At 72.7% G+C, this 22,876-nt stretch carries 19 protein-coding genes; 10 read left to right on the top strand and 9 right to left on the bottom strand.

Going from position 1 to position 22,876, the window contains the following annotated elements:
- The first annotated feature begins 14 nt into the window (after positions 1-14).
- Positions 15-449 carry a hypothetical protein gene (locus tag AB0H64_RS40760; protein WP_357636111.1) on the top strand — a complete coding sequence of 145 codons (435 nt, stop codon included), beginning with the start codon at positions 15-17 and terminating at the stop codon, positions 447-449.
- On the top strand, positions 449-808 hold the full coding sequence (locus AB0H64_RS40755) for a hypothetical protein (RefSeq protein WP_357636109.1): 360 nt from the start codon (positions 449-451) through the stop codon (positions 806-808). Before AB0H64_RS40760 ends, AB0H64_RS40755 begins: the two co-directional genes overlap by 1 nt.
- 67 nt (positions 809-875) lie before the next feature.
- On the opposite strand, the gene AB0H64_RS40750 is transcribed toward AB0H64_RS40755, so the two are convergent.
- Genes AB0H64_RS40750 through AB0H64_RS40740 form a run of 3 tightly spaced genes read right to left on the bottom strand, consistent with a single transcriptional unit; the run spans position 876 to position 2,563 of the window.
- A complete protein-coding gene (locus AB0H64_RS40750) occupies positions 876-1,319 on the bottom strand; it encodes an SRPBCC family protein (RefSeq protein ID WP_357636106.1) in 444 nt (147 codons plus the stop codon).
- On the bottom strand, positions 1,316-1,558 hold the full coding sequence (locus tag AB0H64_RS40745) for a hypothetical protein (RefSeq protein WP_357636103.1): 243 nt from the start codon (positions 1,556-1,558) through the stop codon (positions 1,316-1,318). The genes AB0H64_RS40750 and AB0H64_RS40745 overlap by 4 nt, the downstream gene beginning before the upstream one ends.
- 33 nt (positions 1,559-1,591) lie before the next feature.
- A complete protein-coding gene (locus tag AB0H64_RS40740) occupies positions 1,592-2,563 on the bottom strand; it encodes a helix-turn-helix transcriptional regulator (RefSeq protein WP_357636100.1) in 972 nt (323 codons plus the stop codon).
- A 177-nt stretch (positions 2,564-2,740) separates the two neighbouring features.
- Here AB0H64_RS40740 and AB0H64_RS40735 point away from each other — a divergent pair, with 177 nt between their 5' ends.
- Both AB0H64_RS40735 and AB0H64_RS40730 read left to right on the top strand, forming a co-directional pair.
- Entirely contained in the window at positions 2,741-6,694 is a 3,954-nt protein-coding gene (locus AB0H64_RS40735) for a S8 family serine peptidase (RefSeq protein ID WP_357636097.1), read from the top strand.
- 69 nt (positions 6,695-6,763) lie between these two features.
- A complete protein-coding gene (locus AB0H64_RS40730; RefSeq protein ID WP_357636094.1) occupies positions 6,764-7,498 on the top strand; it encodes a dienelactone hydrolase family protein in 735 nt (244 codons plus the stop codon).
- Between the two features lie 72 nt (positions 7,499-7,570).
- Here AB0H64_RS40730 and AB0H64_RS40725 read toward each other — a convergent pair whose 3' ends face one another.
- The 3 genes from AB0H64_RS40725 to AB0H64_RS40715 all read right to left on the bottom strand — a co-directional run bounded on the left by AB0H64_RS40725 (position 7,571) and on the right by AB0H64_RS40715 (position 10,338).
- Positions 7,571-8,521: a DUF5829 family protein gene (locus tag AB0H64_RS40725; protein ID WP_357636092.1), complete on the bottom strand. Its 951-nt coding sequence runs from the start codon at positions 8,519-8,521 to the stop codon at positions 7,571-7,573.
- 76 nt (positions 8,522-8,597) lie between these two features.
- Positions 8,598-9,884, bottom strand: coding sequence for a UDP-glucose/GDP-mannose dehydrogenase family protein (locus AB0H64_RS40720; RefSeq protein WP_357636090.1), 1,287 nt, complete (start codon positions 9,882-9,884; stop codon positions 8,598-8,600).
- 67 nt (positions 9,885-9,951) lie between these two features.
- Positions 9,952-10,338, bottom strand: a complete 387-nt coding sequence (locus AB0H64_RS40715; protein ID WP_357636088.1) for a spore-associated protein A — start codon at positions 10,336-10,338, stop codon at positions 9,952-9,954.
- Positions 10,339-10,473: 135 nt separating this feature from the next.
- Between AB0H64_RS40715 and AB0H64_RS40710 the strand changes: the two genes are divergently transcribed.
- The 5 genes from AB0H64_RS40710 to AB0H64_RS40690 all read left to right on the top strand — a co-directional run bounded on the left by AB0H64_RS40710 (position 10,474) and on the right by AB0H64_RS40690 (position 17,971).
- On the top strand, positions 10,474-13,518 hold the full coding sequence (locus AB0H64_RS40710) for a hypothetical protein (RefSeq protein ID WP_357636087.1): 3,045 nt from the start codon (positions 10,474-10,476) through the stop codon (positions 13,516-13,518).
- A gap of 191 nt (positions 13,519-13,709) precedes the next feature.
- On the top strand, positions 13,710-14,714 hold the full coding sequence (locus AB0H64_RS40705) for an NAD-dependent epimerase/dehydratase family protein (RefSeq protein WP_357636084.1): 1,005 nt from the start codon (positions 13,710-13,712) through the stop codon (positions 14,712-14,714).
- Positions 14,715-14,724: 10 nt separating this feature from the next.
- On the top strand, positions 14,725-15,390 hold the full coding sequence (locus tag AB0H64_RS40700) for a PIG-L family deacetylase (protein ID WP_357636081.1): 666 nt from the start codon (positions 14,725-14,727) through the stop codon (positions 15,388-15,390).
- Between the two features lie 11 nt (positions 15,391-15,401).
- Positions 15,402-16,343 carry a methionyl-tRNA formyltransferase gene (locus AB0H64_RS40695; protein ID WP_357636079.1) on the top strand — a complete coding sequence of 314 codons (942 nt, stop codon included), beginning with the start codon at positions 15,402-15,404 and terminating at the stop codon, positions 16,341-16,343.
- Positions 16,340-17,971, top strand: a complete 1,632-nt coding sequence (locus AB0H64_RS40690; protein WP_357636076.1) for a hypothetical protein — start codon at positions 16,340-16,342, stop codon at positions 17,969-17,971. The genes AB0H64_RS40695 and AB0H64_RS40690 overlap by 4 nt, the downstream gene beginning before the upstream one ends.
- On the opposite strand, the gene AB0H64_RS40685 is transcribed toward AB0H64_RS40690, so the two are convergent.
- The 3 genes from AB0H64_RS40685 to AB0H64_RS40675 are packed head-to-tail and all read right to left on the bottom strand — an operon-like array spanning position 17,950 to position 21,321.
- Entirely contained in the window at positions 17,950-19,848 is a 1,899-nt protein-coding gene (locus AB0H64_RS40685) for a N,N-dimethylformamidase beta subunit family domain-containing protein (RefSeq protein WP_357636072.1), read from the bottom strand. The genes AB0H64_RS40690 and AB0H64_RS40685 overlap by 22 nt on opposite strands.
- Positions 19,845-21,089 (bottom strand): condensation domain-containing protein, encoded by a 1,245-nt coding sequence (locus tag AB0H64_RS40680; RefSeq protein WP_357636069.1) that lies wholly within the window; start codon positions 21,087-21,089, stop codon positions 19,845-19,847. The genes AB0H64_RS40685 and AB0H64_RS40680 overlap by 4 nt, the downstream gene beginning before the upstream one ends.
- A complete protein-coding gene (locus AB0H64_RS40675; RefSeq protein ID WP_357636066.1) occupies positions 21,082-21,321 on the bottom strand; it encodes an acyl carrier protein in 240 nt (79 codons plus the stop codon). The genes AB0H64_RS40680 and AB0H64_RS40675 overlap by 8 nt, the downstream gene beginning before the upstream one ends.
- 144 nt (positions 21,322-21,465) lie before the next feature.
- Between AB0H64_RS40675 and AB0H64_RS40670 the strand changes: the two genes are divergently transcribed.
- Positions 21,466-22,875 carry an AMP-binding protein gene (locus tag AB0H64_RS40670; protein ID WP_357636063.1) on the top strand — a complete coding sequence of 470 codons (1,410 nt, stop codon included), beginning with the start codon at positions 21,466-21,468 and terminating at the stop codon, positions 22,873-22,875.
- Position 22,876: the final 1 nt, after the last annotated feature.

The raw sequence follows: 22,876 nt of genomic DNA, 5'->3' as shown, positions 1-22,876 counted from the left end.
GCACACTTCCGGCCATGAGCAACGCATTCGATGCGCAGCAGTGCGCCGACCGCTATGTCGCCCAGTGGAACGAGCCCGATCCGGCGACGCGCGGCGCCCTCATCCGTGAGCTGTGGGCACCCGGCGGGACCCAGGTGCTGGTCGATCCGCCCGAGGCGATCCGCGACGCCGCCGCGGCGCTCGCGTTTCCCGTGCCGCCGCTGGAGGTCCACGGCCACGAGGCCCTGGAGGCCAGGGTGACCCGTGCCTACGAGATGTTCGTGGCGCCGGGCGAGCACATCTTCCGGGTCGCCGGGGAGCCGTTCGTCCTCCTGCCGAACGTGATCGGCGTCCGGTGGTCGATGGTGTCCGTCCGTGACGGGGAGGTCGCCGGGGGCGGCCTGGACATCCTGGCCCTGGACGACGAGGGCCGGGTCCGTACCGACCACCAGTTCATCGGGGTGAGCTGATGCGCTTCACCAGGATCATCCGCACGGAGGACGGCGGTTCGGCGTTCGAGGACGGCGAGATCGCGCTCGAACGGCGACAGGTCGCCGACGGGGTGCCGGCCATGGCGGTGGGCGGGCTGCCGTCGAGGGACGGCGTGCAGTTCCTGCGCAGCGCCGCGTTCGACAGCAGCGCCCACCCGGCGCCGCGCGAGCAGTGGGTGGTGATGCTGCGCGGGACGATCGAGGTGACGGTGACCGACGGCCGCCGGCGCCGCTTCGGCCCCGGCGACCTGGTGCTCGCCGCCGACACCACCGGCCTGGGGCACGTCACGACGGGCGTCGGCGACCCGCCGTTCGAGGCGCTTTTCATCCCGCTCTGACGGACGGGGCGACCCGGCGGGCGCGTGTACGGCGTGGTCATGATTCATGCGAACAGCGAGAAATGGCTCACCGCCTTGCCCGGTGATGCGCGATGGCCTGCTCCCATGAGGCAAGGAAGGCCGTGTATCCGGCGGCGAACTCCCGCAGGGTCCGCTCCCCCTCCGGAGAGAGCGCGGTGAGCTCGTACGTCACGTCCACGACGCTGCCGCCCCGCCCGTCCTCCTCCACCCCGACGGTGACGATCCCGGCCCGCGAGCCGGGCGTCATCCTGGCGTACGAGACCCGCCGCCCCTGCTCGCGCCCGACCACCACCCAGGTGGTCACCTCGCCGTGCGCTTCGGTCTCGAACACCGTGCCCGGAGCGGAGTCGTCGTCGGCGGCCACCGGGAAGTGCGGCCGCCACCCGGCCACCCACTGCTCCTCGCCACGCGGCGTGAACAGCGGGAACGCCTGCTCGGGCGGCAGCGCGACCGGCAGCCGCCCGGTGAGCCTGTACTGGGCGCCGCTCACCTGTCCACCAGCCGGTGCGCGTCCGCCGACGTCAGCGTCAGGTCGTACACGACCTTGAGCTGGTCGATCTTCGCCAGAGTCTCCGGGGTGAAGGGCGCCTTGCCGTCGAAGGCATGCAGCGCGATGCCTTCGACGAGGTCGCCGAGCGACATGTCGAGATATTCGGCCAGCCCTTTGAGCACCTTGAGCACGTTCTTCTCCAGCCGCAGGCCGGTCTGCACCCGCTCCACTGTTACCATGGTAACAATGTACCAGACCCGGCCGCCGCCGCGCTAGATCCAGCCGCGCTCCCGGGCCGCGAGCCCGGCCTGGAAGCGGGTGATGGCGTTCAGGTCGCGCATGACCGCGTGGATGCGGCGCTGCACGGTACGCAGGCCGAGCCCCAGCGTCCGCGCGATGGCCTCGTCGGTCAGCCCGCCCGCGAGCAGCGAGAGCAGCTCCCTGGTCGCCTCGTCGGGCCCGCCGGGGGCGGCGGGCCGGGGTGTCCCCCGCAACGGGAACCCCCGTCCCCACTCCCGTTCGAACAGCGCGATCAGCGCGTCCAGCAGGGCCGACTGGTGCAGGATGAACGCCGCGTCGATGGAGTACGAGCCGTTGCGGATGGGGATCAGCGCGAGCGCGTCGTCGGCGATCCACATCTTGGCCGCCGCCCCGGCCACCACGCGGGCCTTCTCGCCGTGGGCCATGGAGTCCTGGATGAGCCGCAGCTTGCCGGGGACCGCCAGGGACTCCAGGTCGTACACACTGCGGTAGTCGATGCCCGACCTGAGCATCCGCCGCTCGCGCTCGACGTTGTCGGCGTGGCCGCGCATGACGTACGGGGGCTTGTCGATGTTGCGGAACATGGTCTGGGCGCTGTCCTGCAGCGCGTACGCCCGGCTGATGATGTTGCCGGTCCCCGTGACGACCTCGACCTGCTCGGCCGGATGCGTCGCGTAGCGGGAGGCCAGGTGGAACGACGTGGTGAGCTCGTGGATGGCCGTGCGCACCTGGTGCAGCTCCTCCTCCTGGCGGGTGAGCAGCGGCCTGATCGCGATGTCGGGCGCGACGGCGACGTAACGGGCACGGCGGCCGGGCAGCCTGCTGGCCAGGCCGCGCCGCGCGAAGGCCGCCAGCGTGCGGGCCGCCAGGAGCGTCGAGACGCCGCAGTGCGTGGCGAGCTCGGCGGCCGACGACCGCGGGTTCTCGACGAGCGTCGTGTACAGACGGCTCTCGGCCGGTGACAGGCCGATCGCTTCGAGCATCGGCGACGCCCCTTCTCCCGGTGGAGGGGTGGCGGGATACCGCCACCTGGCGGGTTTTGGCCCGTTCGGCGGACTTGTGCCCTGACTGATTCCCAGATTAGGTCAGCGAGGAAACGATCTCCATCGCGCGCGGGCGACGATGGCCGGTGTTTCTCACGTCTGGAGAAGGTTGTGCGCATGCTGTCCACCCCCCGGCGCCGCGGAGCCGTGGCCTTACTCGCGGCCGTCCTGGCGGTGCCGCTCGCCGCGGTCCCGGCGACGGCCACCACGGCGACCGCCGCCCCCTCGGCCACCAGGGCGAACGCGCCCGCGATCGGCACTCCACCCGTCAGGATCACACTGATCACCGGGGACACCGTCACCTACGCCAGGGACGGCGCGGGCCGCGCGTCCGCCACCCTGGAGCCCGCCGAGGGCCACGAGGCGCGGACGTACCAGGCCGAGCAGAACGATCACGGCTACTACGTGATCCCCGCTGACGCCGGTCCTTACATCAGCAGGGGCCTGCTGGACAAGGAGCTGTTCAACGTCGACTACCTGGCGGCCAACGGGTACGGCGACGCCAAGGCCGCGCGGATCCCGCTCATCCTCCAGTACCGGCCGCAGACCAAGGCCGGCGACCTGGCGGGCAAGGCCAGGTCGCTGAAGGGCGGCGGGGAGCCGGTGGTGCTGGACAGCATCGACGGCGCCGCGATCAAGGTGGACAAGAAGGACGCCACCACGTTCTGGCAGTCCCTGGGGGGAAGCCAGAACACCGCCAAGGCCCTGACGGGCGACCTGCGCAAGGTGTGGCTCGACGGCAAGGTCAAGGCGCTCGACGACGTCAGCAACCCGCAGATCGGCGCCCCGGCGGCCTGGGCGGCCGGGTTCGACGGCACGGGCGCCACGGTCGGCGTCATCGACACCGGCATCGACGCCGCCCACCCCGACCTGCAGGGCAGGGTCGCCTCGGCCCGCAACTTCGTCCCCGCGGGCAGCCCGGGCGGCGGCAACCCGGAGGAGGTCACCGACCGCGTCGGTCACGGCACCCACGTGGCGTCCATCATCGCGGGCAGCGGCGCCGCCTCCAACGGCAGGTACAAGGGCGTCGCCCCCGGCACCCGGCTGACCATCGCCAAGGCGCTGGACGACACGGGCAGCGGCAACAACTCCGAGATCATCGCGGCGATGCAGTGGCAGGCGGCCACCGCGCACGCCCGGGTGGTCAACATGAGCCTGGGCAGCAGCAACCCGACCGACGGCACCGATCCGCTGAGCCAGGCGGCCAACGAGCTGACCGCCGCGTACGGCACGCTGTTCGTGGTCGCGGCCGGCAACTCGGGCCCCGGCCGGTACACGATCGCCTCTCCCGGCGCGGCCACCTCGGCGCTGACCGTGGGCGCGGTGGACTCCGCCGACCGGATCGCCGAGTTCTCCAGCCGCGGCCCCCGCCTGAGCGACGACTTCGCGATCAAGCCGGAGATCACCGCGCCCGGCGTGAACATCGTCGCGGCGCGCGCGGCCGGCACCTCCCTCGGGGAGGGCAGCAGCATCCCCGGCGGCGGCCCCGTCGACGAGCACTACACCGCGGCGTCCGGCACCTCGATGGCCACCCCGCACGTGGCGGCCGCCGCGGGCATCCTGGCCGCCCAGCACCCCGACTGGACGCCCGACCAGCTCAAGACCGCGCTGACGGGCACCGCGAAGCCGGGCGACGCCACGGCCTACGACCAGGGCTCCGGGCGGCTGGACATCGGCCAGGCCGTCACCCAGCAGGTCTTCGGCGACCTGGCGACGGTCCACGCCGGGTTCACCGACCCGTACACCGGCCAGACGCTGACCCGCAAGGTGACCTACCGCAACATCGGCAAGGAGCCCGTCACGCTGGACCTGTCGCTGGCGCTGAAGCGCGGCGACGCCCCGGCGCCCGCCGGGATGGCCACGCTCACCCCGTCGTCGCTGACCGTCCCCGCGGGCGGGACCGCGAGCGCGGACCTCACCGTCGAGCCCAAGCTCGGCGACCCCGGCTGGTACGAGGGCCGCCTGACGGCCGGCGCGGGCACGGCCCGGTTGACGGCGCCCATCGCCCTCCACAAGGGGGCCGAGATGGACACCATGCGCGTCAGGCTCGTCGGCAGAGCGGATTGGACGTGGAGCAACCCGGGCGTCCTGTCCGCCCTCCGGGTCAGCGACACCGACCCGCTCCTCGAAGGCGAGCCGATGGTCGTGAGCACCGATACCTGGCACGCCACCGACACGCCCGGCACGCTGGAGACCGAACTCAAGCTGGCCCACGGCGGCGTCTACTCCATCGGCGACATGCCCTGGTGGTACACCACGCCGGACCGGCAGATCCAGTACGCCTCGCTGCTCGCCCCCGAGATCAGGCTCGACGGCGACACCACGGTGACTCTGGACGCCACCGCTGCCGAGCGGGTCCAGGTGAGCACGCCGCGCGCGTCGGAGCCGGTGTTCATGAACGTGATGGTCGTCCGCACGACCGCCTCGGGCACGATGTACGCGGGCGCTTCGCTGCTGAGTTACGAGCCGGTCAACAGGGGCGGGTACTGGGTCACGCCGGTGCGGAAGGCGCCCACGGTGGGCACCTCCACGGTGCTGTTCGACCAGATCCGCCGCGCCCCCGAGGTCGAACTGACCGTGCCGGGGCTCCAGCTCAACCCCCACTACATCACCGAGCACGACGCGCTGGCGCCGAAGTTCACCGCGGACCGGCGCCTGAGCCTGACCACGGGCGACGACATGCGCGGCGGCGCGGACGCGCGTGACAAGCTCGTCTACCTCCCGGCCAGGGACGACCTCCGGCTCTTCCTGACCGACCTGGAGCTGGCCGTCAAGGCGGGGGCCGCGGGCGTGGTCACCAGCGACCGGTTCGCCTGGGTGCTCACCGCCTCGGCGTACACGGCCCAGAACAAGATCCCGGTGCTGTGGATCGACAGCGGCGAGGCCGACCGGCTCGGCAAGGCCCTGGCCCGCAAGCCGTACCCGGGCGCCGCCCTGCGCTCCACGCCGACCACCCCGTTCGAGTACAAGCTGGCCTACTACGTGAAGGGCAGCACGGCGGGCCGTCTCACCTTCGCGCCGAAGGCCCGCGACCTCACCGAGATCGACACCACCTACCACGCGCAGTTCGCCCCGAAGGCGGGCACGTGGGGGCCGTACGCGGACTTCACGGAGGTCAACCACACCTTCTCGCCCGAGCAGCGCCTCAGCGTCCGCGGCTCGCACCGCTTCACCGCCCCCGCGGCCAGGACCGAGTACTACAACGCGCCCGGCAAGGACGTGCTGTGGGAGCGTTACTACTCGTTCTTCGACCCGGCCTCGGGCGCCGAGCGGTACGCCTCCTCCTCCCGCGGCTTCACCCGCCCCACCCGGGAGCGGGAGAACTGGAACGAGGCCCTCGTGCCCGCGCAGCTCACGACCGGCCCGGACCTGCCGGACTGGTTCGGCCCGGCCCTGTTCTGCGACGGCTGCCGCCAGGGCGACCGGCTGCGGCTGCGCGCGCTCACCCCGCTCGGCTTCGGCTACTACTCCGACGCCTCCGACCCGAGCCACACCTACCAGGGCGCGCCCGGGACCGAGGAGGTCCGCCTGTTCAGCGGTGACGCCGAGGTCAAGCCGCAGTACGACGACCTGGGCCTGCCCTACTACACCGTCCCCGCCGGGGCCGGAACCTACCGGCTGACGGACTCGTGGAAGGACGCGTTCGCCGGCAAGCACCCCGGCACCGGGGTCGAGACCACCTGGACGTTCCGCTCCGCCCGCCCGGCGACCGGCGGCGCACCGTACGCCTGCCTGGACGCGACGCTGTGGGACGACAAGCAGCCCTGCGCCCAGGTGCCGCTGATCCGGCTGCGGTACGAGCTCGGGCTGCCGGCCGACGACACCGTCCAGGGCGGCAGGCCGTTCACCTTCACCGTGAAGCCCGAGGGCGGCAGGTCGCCGTCGCTGCGCGGGGTGTGGGTCTCCGCCGACAAGGGCGCCCACTGGACGCGGGCCGCGGTACTGCCCGGCGACAAGGTGCTCGCGCTCAACCCCAAGGGCCCGGGCAGCATCTCGATCAAGGTGGAGGCCGGGGACAGGGACGGCAACACCGTCCAGCAGATCCTCTCCGAGGCCTACCTCGTGAAGTGACCCCGGAGCGGGGGCAGGACACCCTGCCCCCGCTCCCGCGGCAGTCCGGGCCTGTTACGTTACGTGCTGATGAGACGAGACGTGCGCATCCCGCTGACGGACGGCACCGCGCTGGCGGCGACGGTGGTATCACCCGAAGGCGCCCCACCCGCGGGCGGGTGGCCGGGGGTCGTCGTGGTGCACGAGATCTACGGCGTCGAGCCGGACATGCTGGAGGTGCTGGACCTGTTCGCCGCCCGGGGGTACGCGGCGGTCCTGCCCGACCTGTACAGCCACGGCGGCAAGGCCGGCTGCCTGGCGCGGGCCATGCGGCAGCTCGCCACCGGCAGGCCGGGGCAGCCGGCCGCCGACATCGACGCGACCCGGCGGTGGCTGGCCGGCCGCGACGACGTCGACGGCGACCGGCTCGGGGTGATCGGGTTCTGCATGGGAGGCGGGTTCGCCCTGGCGTACGCGGCGAGCGCGCCGCCCGGCGTGCGGGCCGCGTCGGTGAACTACGGGATGGTCCCGCGCGACCAGGAGGAGCTGCGGCCGGTGTGCCCGGTGGTGGGCTCCTACGGCGGCCGCGACCGGGGCTTCCGGTCGCACGGCGCGCGGCTGAAGGAGCACATGCGGGCGCTCGGCATCGAGCACGACGTCGAGATCTACCCGGACGCCGGCCACTCGTTCATGACCGACGGCCATCATCCGGTCGCGAAGCTGGCGCTGTTCCCGCTGAGTCACGGCAACGTCCGCCCGGCCGCGGACGACGCGTGGCGGCGCACCTTCGCCTTCTTCGACAGGTACGTCGCCCACCCCGAGTAGCACAGGACCCTGAGCGAAGAACGCCGGACGACGATGCCCTCGTCGTCCGGCGGACCGCTCACCAGGAAAGGTCTACTGGGGGGCGTCGAAGGTCCACACGGCGCGGGCGCCGGGGCCGACGAGGAGCTTCGAGCGGCCGATCTCCACCTCGTCCTGATACGTGATGGTCTTGTTGAGCGAGAAGGTGACCTTCTTCAGGCCGGCCTGGGCGCGATCGACGGCGTCGAGGCGGATCGTGGGGCCGCCGCCCACCGCGTAGACGCCGCCGCCCGACAGGGTGCTGACGGTGAATCCGCCGGCCTTGAGCAGCGGCACCGCGGTGGCGAGGTCGCGCTGGGTGACCCCGATCTGGATGGAGGTCACGTCGCGCATCAGGTGGGCGCTGTAGGCGTCGGACAGGTAGCGCTCCCGGCCGACGTCACCGGGGTAGTTCTCCGGCTCGGTCTTGCTGCGCGGGTCGGCGAAGTACTCCGGCAGGTACTCCATCGCCCAGGGGTCGAAGGCGTCGTACTGGTCGGAGAAGGTGCGGATGGTGTCGAACCACGGCACCTTGACGCCGTCGCCGAAGTCACGCGTCTGGCGGTACTTGGCCGGGTCGGTGATCCCGAGGGCCTTCAGCCGGTCGGTGACCGTCGCCAGGTCGCCGGCGCGCTCGGTGGAGACTCCCAGCCCGGCGGAGCCGAACAGGCCGTCCTGGCCCGGCAGGTCGTTCTCCCCGAACAGCTCGATGTAGGTCTCGCGGCCGTAGAGATAGCGGCCCTTCCAGGTCATCCCGCCACCGGTGGTGGTGCGGACCTCGAAGTTGGCGAACTCCTTCAGGTAGTCGGAGTGCTCGATGGCGTCGGCGGTCTCCTTGTCGACCACGCTGTAGGCGTGGTTGTAGAACAACAGCTGGCGGTCGGTGGCGGGCTTGGTCTGGTCGGCCCGCGCCATCTGCACGCCACCCGCGACCGCCCCGGTGAGTGCGACGGCGAAGGCCGCCGTGACGACCGTCATCATCCGTAATGTTCGGTAAAACAGCATGTAAGGGATCTTAGGGCGAAGAAGATCACCTTCACGGTTGATTTGAGGAAACTGCTCTCGGCAGGACAGGCGGCGGCTACGGCCGCCCGACGCTCATGTACGTCCACCCGGCGGAGCGCATCGTGGCCGGGTCCAGCAGGTTACGGCCGTCGAAGAGCACCGGACGCCGCATCAGCGAGGCCGCCCCCACCCAGTCGACCTCCTTGAGCTGGGGCCACTCCGTCACCACGATCGCCGCGTCCGCGCCCTCGACCGCCAGCTCCGGCGTCGCGTGGCGGCTCGTCGACGTCCACGGCTCCGTCCCGGCCGGGCGTGCCATGGGGTCCCAGCAGCGCACCTCGGCCCCCTCGGCCAGCAGCCGCGCGGCCAGCACCGTGCTGGGCGCCTCCCGCATGTCGTCGGTCCCCGGCTTGAACGTCAGCCCGAGCAGCGCCACCCGAGCGCCGGCCAGCGTGCCGAGCTCCTCCTTCAGCTTCTGGATCGCCCGCCGCTTCTGGAGGTTGTTGACCTCGATCACCGCCGTCAGCAGTTGCAGGTGGTAGCCGGTGTTGCTGGCCAGTTGCCGCAGCGCCTCGGAGTCCTTGGGGAAGCAGGAGCCGCCCCAGCCGATGCCGGGCCGCAGGAAGTGGTGGCCGAGCCGGTGGTCCAGGCCGACCGCGCGGGCGACCTCCTCGACGTCGGCGCCGGTGTTCTCGCACAGGGTCGCGATCTCGTTGATGAAGCTGATCTTCGTGGCGAGCAGCGCGTTCGAGGCGAGTTTCACCATCTCGGCCGAGCGCACGTCCATCACGACGACCGGCCCGTCCACGCCCTCGTGCAGGTCCGCGACCAGGCGGGCGGTCGCCTCGTCGGAGGCTCCGACGACGATCCGGTCCGGCCGCATGAAGTCGCGGACCGCGGTGCCTTCGGCGGTGAACTCGGGGTTGGAGGCGTACCCGACGTGACCGAGACCGGCGGCGTCCAGCGCGGCCCGCACCCGGGCGCCGGTGCCCACGGGGACGGTGGACTTCACCACCACCGCCCGCAGGTGCGTCGCGCCCTCCAGCGACGTGATCACCGACCAGACCCGGGACAGGTCCGCGTCGCCGGAGGCGGACGGCGGCGTGTCCACGCACACGTACGCGACCTCGGCGCCGTCCAGGGCCTCCCGGAGGTCCAGCGTGAACGTCAGCCGCTCCTTGTTCCGGGCGATCAGGTCACCCAGTCCGGGCTCGTAGATCGGTATGTCGCCGGAGCGCAGCAGATCGACCTTGGCCGGGTCGATGTCCCGGACCACCACCCGGTGACCGAGTTCGGCCAGGCAGGCACCGGTCACCAGACCGATGTACCCGGCTCCGAACACCGTGACCCGCCGCTCAGGCACGCCGACCACTCCTGACCTTCCCTTCGCCATGAACCCGCCACCATCCGCGCCCTCGGTCGTCCCCGGGTCAGTCGCAGTGCTCGAAGGGGCTCTCGTACCAGGAGCTGCCGTAGGAGCCGCCCCACATGATGCACTTGCCCGGCGCGCTGACCTTGACCGGGCCGGCGTAGTACTTGTAGTTGTCCGCGTCCACCTTCCCCGGCGAGCCGTACACCTGGACCACCGCACGCACCCAGGCGGTGTTGCCCGCGGCTCCGGTCTTCCAGGTGACCACGCAGTTGGTGCTGCCGTTGTAGAGCAGGTACGTGACGGCGCTGGAGCCGTAGGCGTGGCTGTCGATGACGTGGTAGCTGCCGCCGCCGCAGGCCTCGATGGGGGAGGACGCCGCCATGGCCGGACCGCTCAAGGTGACGGACGCCGCCAGCGTGGCCGCCAAGCCGAGCGCCAGGGTCACGCTTCGCCGGATAGAGCCCATGTGGTGATGCCTCCTCATGATTTGCACTGTGGCGAACAAGAGTAAGGGGTCCGTGTCCGATGAACGGCCGGACCGCATGCGAAGTGTCGGCCATCACCGCTACGGTCGCCTGGCATGATCATCAGTGGCAGGCAGATCGTGCTGGCCGGACGGTTCACCCGGCTCTCGAAGGACGAGGCCAAGCGGGGCCTGGAGGCGATGGGCGCGCAGGTGACCGCGTCGGTCTCGGCGAGGACGGACCTGGTCTTCGCCGGGGCGAAGTCGGGGGCCAAGGCGGGTCCGGCGGCGGTGCGCGGCGTTCCGATCCACGACGAGGACGCGCTGGCGGCCGTGCTCGACGGCCGGGAGCCCGGCACCCCGCCGCCGTCCCCGCCGTTCACCGGCGTCCCGGACGAGCGGATGAGCCCCGGCGAGGCCCTCGACCTCCTCAAGAACGCCGACTGGTCCGAGTTCTCCCCGCGGCGCGACACCGTGCCGCTGCGGGACGCCCTGCACGCTCTGGAGCGCGCCCACGGCGTCACCGGCGCGCATCGCATCGCGACCGCCCGGCTGCGCGACGCCGGCGCGCTGCTGCGCCACTCCGACGTGCACCACGGCGAGGTGAACGGCCACGCGCTCAGCCCGGACGGCCGCCACCTCGCGGTCGGTGGCTGGACCGGCGCCGACTACGACCGGGGCGGCGTCCTGCAGATCTTTGAGGTCGCCACCGGCCACTGCGTGCACGCGATCGACGGCATCATGGGCGGCATCGGCTTCCCCGGCCACGCGCGGAGCCTCCAGTGGTCGGCGGACGGCACGCGGATCGCGCTGGAGTACAACACCAACGCGACCGGCGTGTGGGACCCGTTCGGCAGCGCCCACGAGCCGGTCGCCGACGCGTTCTTCCTCGCCGCCGGCAGGCCGCCGGGCATGGCCTTCGCCCCCGAGGGCAGGCGCGCGTTCGTCTTCGGAGGCGAGTCGGAGTTCCTGCCCCACGTCATCGTGGCGATGCACGAGGGCACGGTCGCCGGGCCACCGGACTCCCACCAGGAGGGAACGGCGCCGATCGCGTTCAGCGGACCGCTGCCGGACCAGTGGCGCGAGACCTGGGGCGACGAGCCCGAGCTCACCCTCCGCCGGCCGTTCTGGTCGCGCGACGGCTCCCGCGTCTACGGAGAGGCGGCGGACGAGTACGCGGCGATGTCGCTCGACGTGGAGCGACGGCGGGTCTCCTGGATGGTGGGCCTGGAGGAGGACCCCGACGCGGCTCCGCCCGCGTGGAGCCTGGACGAACGCCTCCTGGCCTACCAGCGCGCCGGAAAGCTCGTCATCGCCGACGCGCTGACGGGCGCGACGACGGCCGAGCTTGCGGGCTACCCGGGCGCCGACCTCCTGTGCTGGGGGCCGGGCGGCCGATTGGCGGTGGTGGACCCGGCGGGCGGCACCGTCGGCATCATCGACGGGACGACCGGAGAGCACCGCCACGACCTGCGCGTCCTGGCAGCCGCCTGCGACCCGCGCGGCTGGGACGCCCGGTCGTGGGCCTGGTCGCCGGACGGCGAGCGGGCCGCCTGCGTCACCGCCGACGGACGGATCGAGATCTGGTCGCTCGGTGAACACCCCGAACGGCTGCGCGTCATGGAGGGCGTCCGGCGCACCATCGGCCAGGTCGATCACGGCTTCGGCCTGGAATGGCCCGCCGGCGACATGCTGGTCGCGATCGGCTCGCACGCGCTGCGCTTCCTGCGCCCCGGGACCGGCGAGATCGTGGCCGACCACCCCTTCCACCACGCCCCGGCCGCCCGCCGCCCGCTCTTCCTCACCGGCCGTGACCTCGGCGACCGGCTCCGGCCCGACCCGACGTTCGCGCTCGATGAGGACACCTGGGCGGTGGCGTTCGAGGACGGCACGGTCATCGCACCGCCCGGCCGGGACGGCGGTCTCGCGGAGCTCGACGAGCGGCTCTGCTGGTCCGTCGCCCGCCGCTTCGCCTGGCCGTTCCGCTGGGGCGAGCAGAAGGTCTTCCCCGACCCGGCTCAGGCGGGCCTGGGGGCGGCCTCACCGGAGACCGAGCGGCTGTTGGCGCCGTTCCGGGGACGTGGCAGCACGGCGGAGGCGACGGGGACGTGGCCGCCGCCCGCCACCGCCACCGTCCCCGATCTGATCACGGTGGCCCGGGGAACGCTCGCCGACCTGAACGCTCAGGACTCGGTCGTCCACGGCAACTGGGCGGTCGACACACTCCAGCAGCTCGCGATGGTCCGCGTCCGGCGGGGCGAGGCCGCCGAAGCCCGCGACCTGGCCCTCGCGATGCCGGGACACCGGCGACGCCTCGGACACCTCGCGCGGATCGCGCTGGCGCTCGGCGCCGCGGGATTCGAAGCCGAAGCCGCCGCCGTCTTCCCCTGCGCCGGCGACGACGTCGCGGACGTGGGCGACGCGGCGGACCTGGCGGCGGTCGCCGGGGCCTGCGCGGTTCTGGGGCGGCATGACCGCTCCGAGCAGTGGTTCGCCTCCGCCCGCGCGGCCGCCGACGCCGACCGTGCGAACTGGGACGTCCGCCTGCCGCTGGTCTGGGCGCTCACCGAGTGCAGCCGCGAGCAGGAAGCCCGCGTCGTGCTGGACGAGGGCGTGGGCACGCCGGTGGGCCGGTACCACGGCGTGCCGTGGCTGGTCTGCCTGCTCAGGCGGGGCGAGACCGAGCTGGTGCGTGAGCTGATCGGGGAGCGCAGCGAGCGGAACGACCCGGACAGGCCGCACGCCTACGGCGTGCGCTGGTTCGACGACTGGAGGGCCGCCCGCGCGCTCACCGTCCACGGGCAGCCGGAGCTGCTCCGGCTGTGGGGCGAGATCAACAGGGCCTGGGTGGCGGACGACCTGCCGGAGGCCGAACGGATCGCGGCCGAGGGCCGGCCCACCGGCCCGACCGCCGACCAGCTGATCGACCTCGCCGCCCAGCACGCCCGCCTCGCGAAACTCCCCAAGGCGGCGAAGCGCCGCGAGTCCGTACAGTTGGCCCGCGACGCGGCGGACTGCGGCCACGTCAGCGCCGTCCTCGACCTGCTCCCCTGGACGGGGGACCCCGACAAGTACGGCGGGCTGGGCAGCGGCGCGCGCACCTGGGTCGCGCTCAGCGCCCTGCGGACCATCGCGATCGGCGTGGACGTCGACGTGTGGTGACCGGGCACCCGGCAGGCGCCGGGCGGCCCCGGACATCAGTCCAAGATCGTGACTATCCGGTGAAAACTTATGCCATGCGTGACAAGCATGGCGAAAACTGTTTTAATCCCACGCTAGGTGCCATAGGGGCGGCACAAGCCCCGTGTGGCCGTTTTTCCTCGAAATCGCGACTTCGTGGGAAAGGCAGGCTCGTGGGAGCTCCAAGTGGCGAGGTCATCGTCACGGGCGGTCTCGGTTTCATCGGCTCACATCTGGTGGACGCGTATCTCGAAGCGGGCCACCGAGTAACGATCATCGACTCCAACGCCGGCGCGGTCATCGACGGCGAGGACTACGACGCCGACCCCCGCTGCACGGTCGTCCGGCAGCGGGTGGAGGACTACCTGGCGGCCGGAGGCGACTTCGCCGGCGCCGACCGCGTCATCCACGCGGCCTCGTACGTCGGCCCCGCCAGCATCCTGTCCAGGGCGGGCCGGCTCGGCCACGACATCATCGGCAGCACCGCGCCGGTCATCGAGGCCTGCATCAGCGCCGGCGCGCCGCTGTGCCTGTTCAGCTCGGCCGAGGTGTACGGGCGCAGCGGCGTGCTCGACGAGAAGGACGACATCGTCGTGCCGACGCAGTACAACACCCGCATCGAGTACGCGATCGCCAAGACGCTGGCCGAGGCGATGGTCTCCAACAGCCGCCGGCACGGCCTGCGCGGCGTCGTCATCCGGCCGTTCAACGTGGCGGGGGCGCGGCAGTCACGGGCGGGCGGGTTCGTCATGCCCACGTTCGTCCAGCAGGCGCTGGCCGAGAAGCCGATCACCGTGTTCGCGGGCGGCGACCAGGTCAGGGCCTTCATCGCGGCGAGCGACCTGACCGGGTTCCTGATCGACTACATGGACGCGGCCCTCGACGGCGACGACATCGTCATCAACGTCGGCAACCCGGCGAACGCCGTCACCATCACGGAGCTGGCCCATCGGGTGAAGGACCTCCTCGGCAGCGCGTCGCCGATCGTCAGCGTCGACGGCCGGAGCGTGCACGGGCCGTACTACGCGGAGGCGGAGTCGTTCCACAAGATCCCGGCGCTGCGGGCGGCGACGGGCCTCGGCTGGCAGCCCAGGGTCGCGCTCGACGAGCTGATCCTGAGCACCGCCGCGTACTATCGCGCCCGCGAGGACCGGAGGGCAGCGAATGCGCCGCTTTGACCGTGTGCTGGTGATCTCTCCCCACGCCGACGACGAGGTCCTCGGCTGCGGCGGTCTGATCGCCGCACAGGTCGAGGCGGGCGCGCAGGTCCACGTCCTGTATCTGGCGGTGGACGGCATGCGGCACTACGGCCTCGACGGCGCCACCACCTACCGCCAGCGGCTGGACGAGATCGAGGCCGTCCGGGCCACCCTGGGCTTCTCCTACGAGATCGCGTACGGCGACATGGACCTGACCGAGCGGCTGGACACGCTGCCGCGCAAGGACCTGGTCGACCTGTTCGAGCAGGCGCTGAACGAGCGGCGGCCCGACCTGCTGCTGCTGCCGAGCTTCGCCGACTACGACCAGGACCACCTCGCGGTGTTCGGCGCCGGGTTCGCGGCGGCCAGGCCCATCGCCCAGCAGTTCGGCAAGTGGCTCGTGCCGACCGTGCTGCTGTACGAGATGTCGAAGCTGCAGTGGGCGGCCGAGCCGATGCCACGCTCGACGGCCTACTGCGACATCAGCGCCCACCTGGAGCGCAAGCTGGAGGCGCTGCGCGGCTACCGGAGCCAGCACCGGCCCTCACCGCACATCAGGAGCGAGGAGTCGGTGACGGCGCTGGCCACGCTGCGGGGCTCGGAGATCGGAGTCACACACGCCGAGGCGTTCGGCGTGCTGAGGGAGGTCCTGTAAAGGGTGATTCAGTGAAGACGTTCGCGTTCTGCACCGGTATGGAGTTCGCGGCGCCGGCCGTGGACGTACTCGCCGCTCAGGGCACTCCCCCGTCGCTGCTCATCGGCTACCCGCCCCAGTTGCAGCACCGCTCGGGCTACGCGCCGCTGCAGGAGGCGGCGGCCAGGCACGACATCCCGCTGCTGGAGACCGCCGACATCAACGACGGCCGGGCGCACAAGCTGGTCACCGACCTGGGCATCGACCTGTTCGTGATCGCCGGCTGGTCACAGCTCGTCCGCGAGCCGCTGCTGTCGGCGTGCCCGCTCGGCTCGGTCGGGTTGCACCCCACCCGGCTGCCCGAGGGGCGTGGGCGGGCCCCGCTGCCCTGGACGATCATCAAGGGCATCCGGTCCAGCGCGGTCAGCCTGTTCTTCCTGAACGAGGGCGCCGACGAGGGCGAGCTCATCGCCCAGCGCGAGTTCACAGTGAGCCGCCGCGACGACGTCACCGAGGTGTACCGCAAGGTGACCGAGATCAACATCGAGCTGCTCGCCCAGTACGTCCCGCTGCTGCTCGCGGGCCAGGTGGTGGCGCGGCCGCAGCCGCCGGGCGGATCGGTGTGGGAGCGGCGGCGGCCGGAGGACGGCGTGATCGACTGGTCCAGACCCGCGAGCGAGCTCTACGACTGGGTACGCGCGCTGGCCGCGCCGTACCCCGGGGCCTTCACCTTCGTCGGCGGGCGCAAACTGTTCGTGCACAGCGCCGACCTCATCGAGTGGGGTGAGCACCGGGAGCCGCCGGGCACCGTGCTGGCGCCGGTCTGGTCGACCGGCTGCGCCGGGGCCCTGGTGGCGTGCGGCTCCGGGCTGCTCGTCGTCCGCGAGGCCCAGTGGGAGGGCGCCGGCCGACACGACGCGCTGGCCCTGTTGGAGTCGGGCGAGCTGTCGGTAGGCACATGCCTGGGGACGTGAGGCTCACCGGGGCGGTGATGGCGCATCCCCGGCGCATGGAGGCGGCCGTCAGCCTGGCGGGCGGCGTCCTGGACGTGGTCACCGACCCCGATCCGGGAGGGCGGCCGTCGGCGTTCCGGACGTCGCTGCTGGCCTGGTCGAGCATCCCCGAGGGAGCCACCCACCACGTGCTGCTCCATGACGACATGGTGCTGTCGGAGACGTTCTTCGAGCGGGCGGCGGCGGCCGCCCGGGCCATGCCGGACGCGGCGCTGGCGCTGTTCGCGTTCTGGAACTCGCGCAACGGCGCCGCCGTGCGCCTGGGCGCGCTCGCGGGGGCGCGCTGGGTGCGCGGGGCCGGGGAGTACACGCCCGTCGCGGCGCTGCTGCTGCCCCGGCGGGTGGCCGAGGGGTACGTGGCATGGGCGCGCGGGCGGGGCGACACCTGGCCGGACGACGTGCTGATGGGCCGGTATCTGCGCCAGGCCGGTGTGCCGGTGTACGTCGCGGTGCCCAGTCTGGCCGAGCACGAGGACCTGGCCAGTCTGGTGGAGAACGACTTCCAGGGGTTGCGGCGCTCGCCCTGCTTCTTCGCCGACGAGCCGTTGTCCGGCGAGGCCGGGGTGCTCGAATCCCTGACCGCGATCCCGTTCTTCAAGCGCGGGGTGGCGCAGTGCGCCGTGACCGGCGGCTCGGGGTGGCGGGACATCCGCTGTGAGGACTACCTGGACGGGCGCGGCTTCGACGTCGGCGGCCTGCGGGCGCGGTTCGCGGGCCGCTGGTGGCCGCTCTGGCTCACGGCCTTCACCATGGGCGTGGTCCAGCAGGGCTCGGGGGACCCCCGGGTGCTGGATCGGGCGCTGGGGACCATGGGGCCCGGCGGGCTCTGTCACGAGCTCGGCGCTCGCGAGCTGGCCCGGCTGGCGGACGAACTCCACGACGTCGCACGGAACGGGCTCGCGGCGGGGCTCTCGGCCGCCCCCCGGGCCGTGGAACGGCGGACGGTCGCCGTGACCGGCCCTGACTCCTGGCTGCGCGACCAGGTCACGTGGGCGCTCGCCGACCGGGGCTACCTGGCATCCGATCACCCCGACGCGGTCGTGCACGTCTGCGCGCCGGAGCCGGACGCCGATCCGGCCGAGGAGCTGCGACTGGCGCGAGAGGCCTTCTCGGGCTTCGGCGGTCGGAAGATCCTGCTCGGCTCGCGAGGGATCGCGGCCGGGGACGCGGTGGTGCTGCGCCTCGGCGAGCCGTACGGGCCGGGGATGCCGCAGGGCGGGACGGTGGCGGAGCAGGTGCTGCGGTCGTCGCTGAACCGGCCGCTGCGGGCCGGTGGCGGGGCGGGGCGCCTCGTGCACGTGCGGGACGTCGCCGCGGCCGTCGTAGCCGCCCTGACCCGCGGAGCGGGGGTGTACGACATCGCGGGTCCGCGGCCGGTGAGCGGGCTGGAACTGGCCGAGGCGGTGGCCCGGGCGGTCCGTCCCGTGCCGATCGAGGCCGTTCCCGACGCGGAGGCGGCCGGGACGGCGGAGGCGCCGGTGGACGTCGAGCGGGCCTTCAGCGAACTCGGGTGGCGGCCGGAGGTGGACCTCGACTACGGCCTGCACACGTGCGCGCAGTGGCTGGCCTACGAGAGCGACCGCCAGTAGAGGCGCCCGTCGGGAGCCGCGACGACGAGCCGTCCCGAGGCGGCGGCCAGCGCGACAGGGCTCGCCGAAGGGGCCGGTCCGGGGGTCGTGGTCCAGGCCGGGCCCAGGTCGGTCCACTCCCTGTCCTGACGGTCGACCGTTCTCGTCAGGACGCGGTCGCCCGCAACGGCGAACAGGCGCCCGTTCATCGCCGTCAGTCCCGTGGCCCCGCCCCCGCCGCCGATCCGGACCCAGGCGGCGTCCGCGAGCCGGCGGATGGGGAGGTGCCACAGCTCGTCGTCCGAGGTGAGGGCGAACAGGGCCTCGTCGGCGGCGGCCAGGCCCGTGGCGCGCTCCGGCGCCCGGCTCACGTCCGTCCAGGGGGCCGGGGAGAGGACGGGGTCCCGGTAGCGGATGGCGCCGCCGGGGGCCAGGCCGTACAGGCCCGCCGGTGGGCCGCCGTGGGCCTCGCGGGGGGCGGCGAGCGCCAGGGCGTCGGTGACGTCGATCGGGCGCCAGGGCAGGTTCTGGCCGGACAGGTGACGGGTGCTCAGCGCTCCGCCGGCCCCGGCGGCGAAGAGCCGGCTCTCGCACACGACGAGCGCGACCGGCCGGGCTTCCGCGGCCGGGTCCGGCGCGGCCTCCGGCGCCGGGGGCCGCCGGGCTCCCGGGGCCAGGACCGGTGGGCCGGCCGGGCCGATGTCCTCCCACTGCGGCGGGCCGGGAGGGCGGGAGAGGCGGTCCAGGACGTTGCGGGTGATGCGGGCCAGGACCGGGTCGGTGGCCAGGGTGTTGCCCCAGTTGATGGTGCCCGCGTTGAAGACGGTCCCGGCTCCCAGCCGGTGCACGCCCATGGTCGCCGCACCGCCCTTGCCGTGGCTGCGCCAGTGGGACAGGTCCGCCGTGGCGAGGACGACGAACGAGGGCGGGGTGCCGTCGCGGCCCGTGGCCCGGGGCACGCCGTCCAGCCACTCCAGGTCGGCGGCGTCCGTCTCGTAACCGAGCGCGCCCCTGCCGAACGTGTCGCCGTCCCGCAGGCCGGTGCCCGCGTAGACCCAGTGGTCGGTGAAGCGGGCCGTGTAGGACTCCTGGGACATCACCCGCGAGTCCACCCAGCAGCCGGCGCCGTTGCGGAAGGTCAGCCCGGTGAGGGTGTTCTCGGGGCGGTTGACGGGGTCGCTGGGCCACTCGACGGTGGTGCGGCCGGGGTCGGTGCGCGAGAGGGGGTCGGCGACGGCGTCGCGGTAGCAGACCATCGTCCGGAGGTCGTCCTCGAAGCGGACCTGCCACCAGCAGGTGTTGCCGGAGAATATGGCGATATTTCCACCGCCCCGCGCGAACGCCTCCACCGCGTCCCGCATCTCCCACGACCAGTACTCGTCGTGCCCGTTGATCACCAGCAGCCGGTAGCGGCTGAGCAGGTCGAGACCGCCGTGCAGGTCCAGCCCCGAGCAGTAGTCGACCGCGTACCCCGACGGTCCGAGCCAGCGCAGCAGCCCGAGCTCCCACTCCTCGACCTGCGGCCCCGCCCCCGGCCGGTCGAAGCTGACCTTGACCGCGCGGTCGGGCTGCTCGGACTGGTAGAGCCCCTCACCGGGGACGCCGGGCCGGTTGTACGCCTCCCAGGTGGGGAAGGGGATCGCCACCACCACCGGGGAGGCCGGCACCCGACCCCGTACGACGAAGTACGCGGACCCGTCGCCCAGGACGGCGCGATAGAGCGAGCTGGGCCAGTCCTGGCCCACCGTGAGCGTCCAGGTGTCGCCGGCGGCCGTGTCCCGGAGCACGACCCGCCCCGACGGCACGTCCTCGACGGTGATCGCGCCCCCGTCTTCGAGCAGGTGGAACCGGAGGGTCTCGCCCTGCGCGCACGACGTGGCCGCCGCGTACAGGGTCATGCGAGCGCCGCTTCGACCAGCGTCGACTCCAGGTCGAGCAGGAACCCTTCGATCCCCGGCGGCGCGAGCAGCGCGGTGTCGGCGTACAGAGACACCTCCATCCGCCCCGGCTCGCCGCCGAGATGCAGCCGGAAGTCGCAGACGTTGCGGTCCATGGCGTCCGTCCAGGCCAGCTCGGTCCGCTCCATCGAGGCGCGGACAGCCCGCTCGTCCAGCCCTGTCGCCCCGTCGTGCTGCACCAGCCGCTGGTCGTTGAAGCAGCCGAACGACCTGATCGCCGGTCCCACGCCCGACACCGCCTCCTCCATCGCGTACGGATCGAACTGGGCCTGCCGGTACGCCCGCAGGGCCACTCGCCAGCCCTGCCGCACCAGCTCCCCGAAGTCGGAGGTACGCAGGTCGAGGAGCACGAGCCCCTCCTGGGAGATCGTGGAGACCACGTCGCGGCGATCTGCCGCGAACCGGTTGTTGACGATCACCCGCATGCCGCAGAACCGCTGGCCCGTGAGCCGCCCGGCGAGCCGGACCGCGGCCGTGAGCAGCACCGTCGAGGAGCTCACCCGCTCGCGGGCCGCCACCGCCTGCGCCGCCGCGGCGATCGCCGTGGACGTCATCGTGGCCTCCCGGAACCGCGGGCTCCGGGGGACGTCCGAAAGGATCACGGGGTCCATGCGCCGGTATTCGGACAGCCAGAAGGACAGGGCCTCGTCCGACGTGCGCCGGCCCTCGGCCGAGCGCTGCCACTCGGCGATCTCACGCGGCGTGGCGCTCCGCACCGGTGGCAGCGCATCGCGCAGCAGGAGCAGCCGGAAGTCCTTCACCAGCAGTTCGGCCGCGTGCCCGTCGGCGGCCAGGTGGCAGAGGACCAGCACGACATGCCGGACATGGTCGCCCGCCACGACGAACGCCACCCGCAGCGGCCACTCCTCCCAGTAGTCGAACGGCTTGGCCGACAACCGGTCGCAGACCGCCTGCGCGGGTTCGTCCGTCACCTCGACGTACGGCCGGGCGACGGCCGAGATCCGCTGCCGGGGGCGGTCCGGGGGCCCGATGAGCCGGGTGCGCAGCGCCTCATGCCGGGCGACGAGCCCGTCCAGGGCCTTGACGGCGCGCTCGACCGTCACGGGCCGCTTCGGCGCGGCGAAGACCCGGCCGATGTTGAGATAGTGCTCCTCCGGCCGCGCCGCCACGACGGCCCGCCAGATGTCGTGCTGACCCCAGGTGAGCGGCGACTCAAGCATGGAGCCGTACGTAGTCCACCAGCTCGTCCAGGCTACCGGCCGACGCCGGGTCGAGCTCGACGCCGAACTCCGCCTCCACCGCGTCGATCAGCCTGAGATAGCCGAGCGACGTGACGCCGAGATCGGCCAGCCTGGCCTCGCCCGCCAGCACCTCGGCCGCCTCGACCGCGCCGTCGGTGGCCCTGGCGACCATGTCGGCGAGCCGTCCGCGTAGCTCCTCATCCGTCCGCACCTGGAAAAGCCCTCCCGTTTCAGGGAAATCCGGGGCGAGTGTGTCACGCGGGGCCTGATGGCGGCAAGCGGCTGCCGGTAAGGGCTTGACGCAAATGTGCATTTTTTCTAGCGTCTTGCGGCAGCCCGATAATTATTTTGGGAGGTGGTTCAGTCGGCCCTTCCTGTCCCCGCTCTGCTGAGCTCGCGAGCCGCCACCGCCCCCGACCACGAAGCCCTCGTCGTCGCCGGAACGGGCGGCCTGACCCTCGGCGAGTGGGACGAGCGCTCCGACGCCGCCGCCCACCATCTGCTGGACCGGGGCGTACGCCGGGGTGACCGCGTCGCGCTGGTGTTCGGCGGCGGTGACTGGCTCGACTACGCGGTGAGCTGGATGGCGGTGCTGAAGGCGGGCGCCGTCGCGGTCCCGCTGTCGGACCGCCTGGCCGAGCCGGAGCTGGCCCGCCTGATCGAGCACTGCGGCGCGACGACGACCGTCCGGCGCGGCGACGAGCTCACGGGCGCCTCCGGCCGGCTCCCGTTCGAGGCCGACCCGCTCGACCTCGCCCAGATCCTCTACACCTCCGGCACCACCGGACAGCCCAAGGGCGTAGCCGCGAGCCACGCGAACCTCACCTCCCCGCCGGTCCACCCCAAGCGCCGCCCGTTCGCCCACTCCCGGCATCTCGTGCACGCCTTCCCCATCGGCACGAACGCCGGCCAGGTCATGCTGCTCCACGCGCTGACCGCCGCGCCCACCGTGGTCACCCTGCCGCTGTTCACGCCGGCCCGCTTCGCGGCGCTCATCGAGGCGTACGCGGCGGGGACCGTGTTCGTCGTGCCCGCGATGGCCGTCGAACTGCTCGGCGCGCGCGTCCAGGACCGCCACGACCTGTCGAGCGTGCTGCTGCTCGGCTCGGCCGCCGCCGCGCTGCCGCCGAAGGTCGCGGCCGGGCTGACCGAGGCGTTCCCGAACGCGACGGTCGCGAACTACTACACCTCGACCGAGGCGGCCCCGGCCCAGACCATCATGATCTACGACCCCGACCGGCCGGGCGCTCTCGGGCACGCGGCCGGCGGCCTGCGGATCGCCGACGCCGACGGGAACGCGGCCGGGCCGGGCGAGACCGGCGAGGTGTGGCTGCGCAGCCCGGCGCACTCCCGCGCCTACTACGGCGAGCAGCGGAGCGACACCTTCCGCGACGGCTGGGTACGCATGGGCGACCTCGGCTACCTCGACGACGAGGGCTACCTGTACCTCGTCGACCGGGAGAGCGACGTGATCAAGTCGGGCGCCTTCAAGGTCTCGACGCTCCAGGTCGAGGCCGCGCTGCACGAGCACCCGGCCGTGTCCGAGGCGTCGGTGTTCGGCGTGACGCACCCGGTCATGGGCATGGCGGTGGCGGCGGCCGTCGTGTCACGCGAGCCGGTGACGCTGGCCGGCCTGCGCGCCTTCCTGTCCGAGCGGCTCGCCCAGCACGAGCTGCCTACGCGGCTGCTGTGCGTGGACGCGCTGCCCAGGAACACCGCCGGAAAAGTGGTCAAGCGAGAACTGCGCGGCATGGCAGAGGAGTGAA

Source organism: Nonomuraea sp. NPDC050733 (assembly GCF_040654215.1).
Lineage (GTDB): Bacteria > Actinomycetota > Actinomycetes > Streptosporangiales > Streptosporangiaceae > Nonomuraea.
Note: the sequence above shows the minus strand (reverse complement) of the source record. Positions and strands in the feature narration are given on the sequence as shown.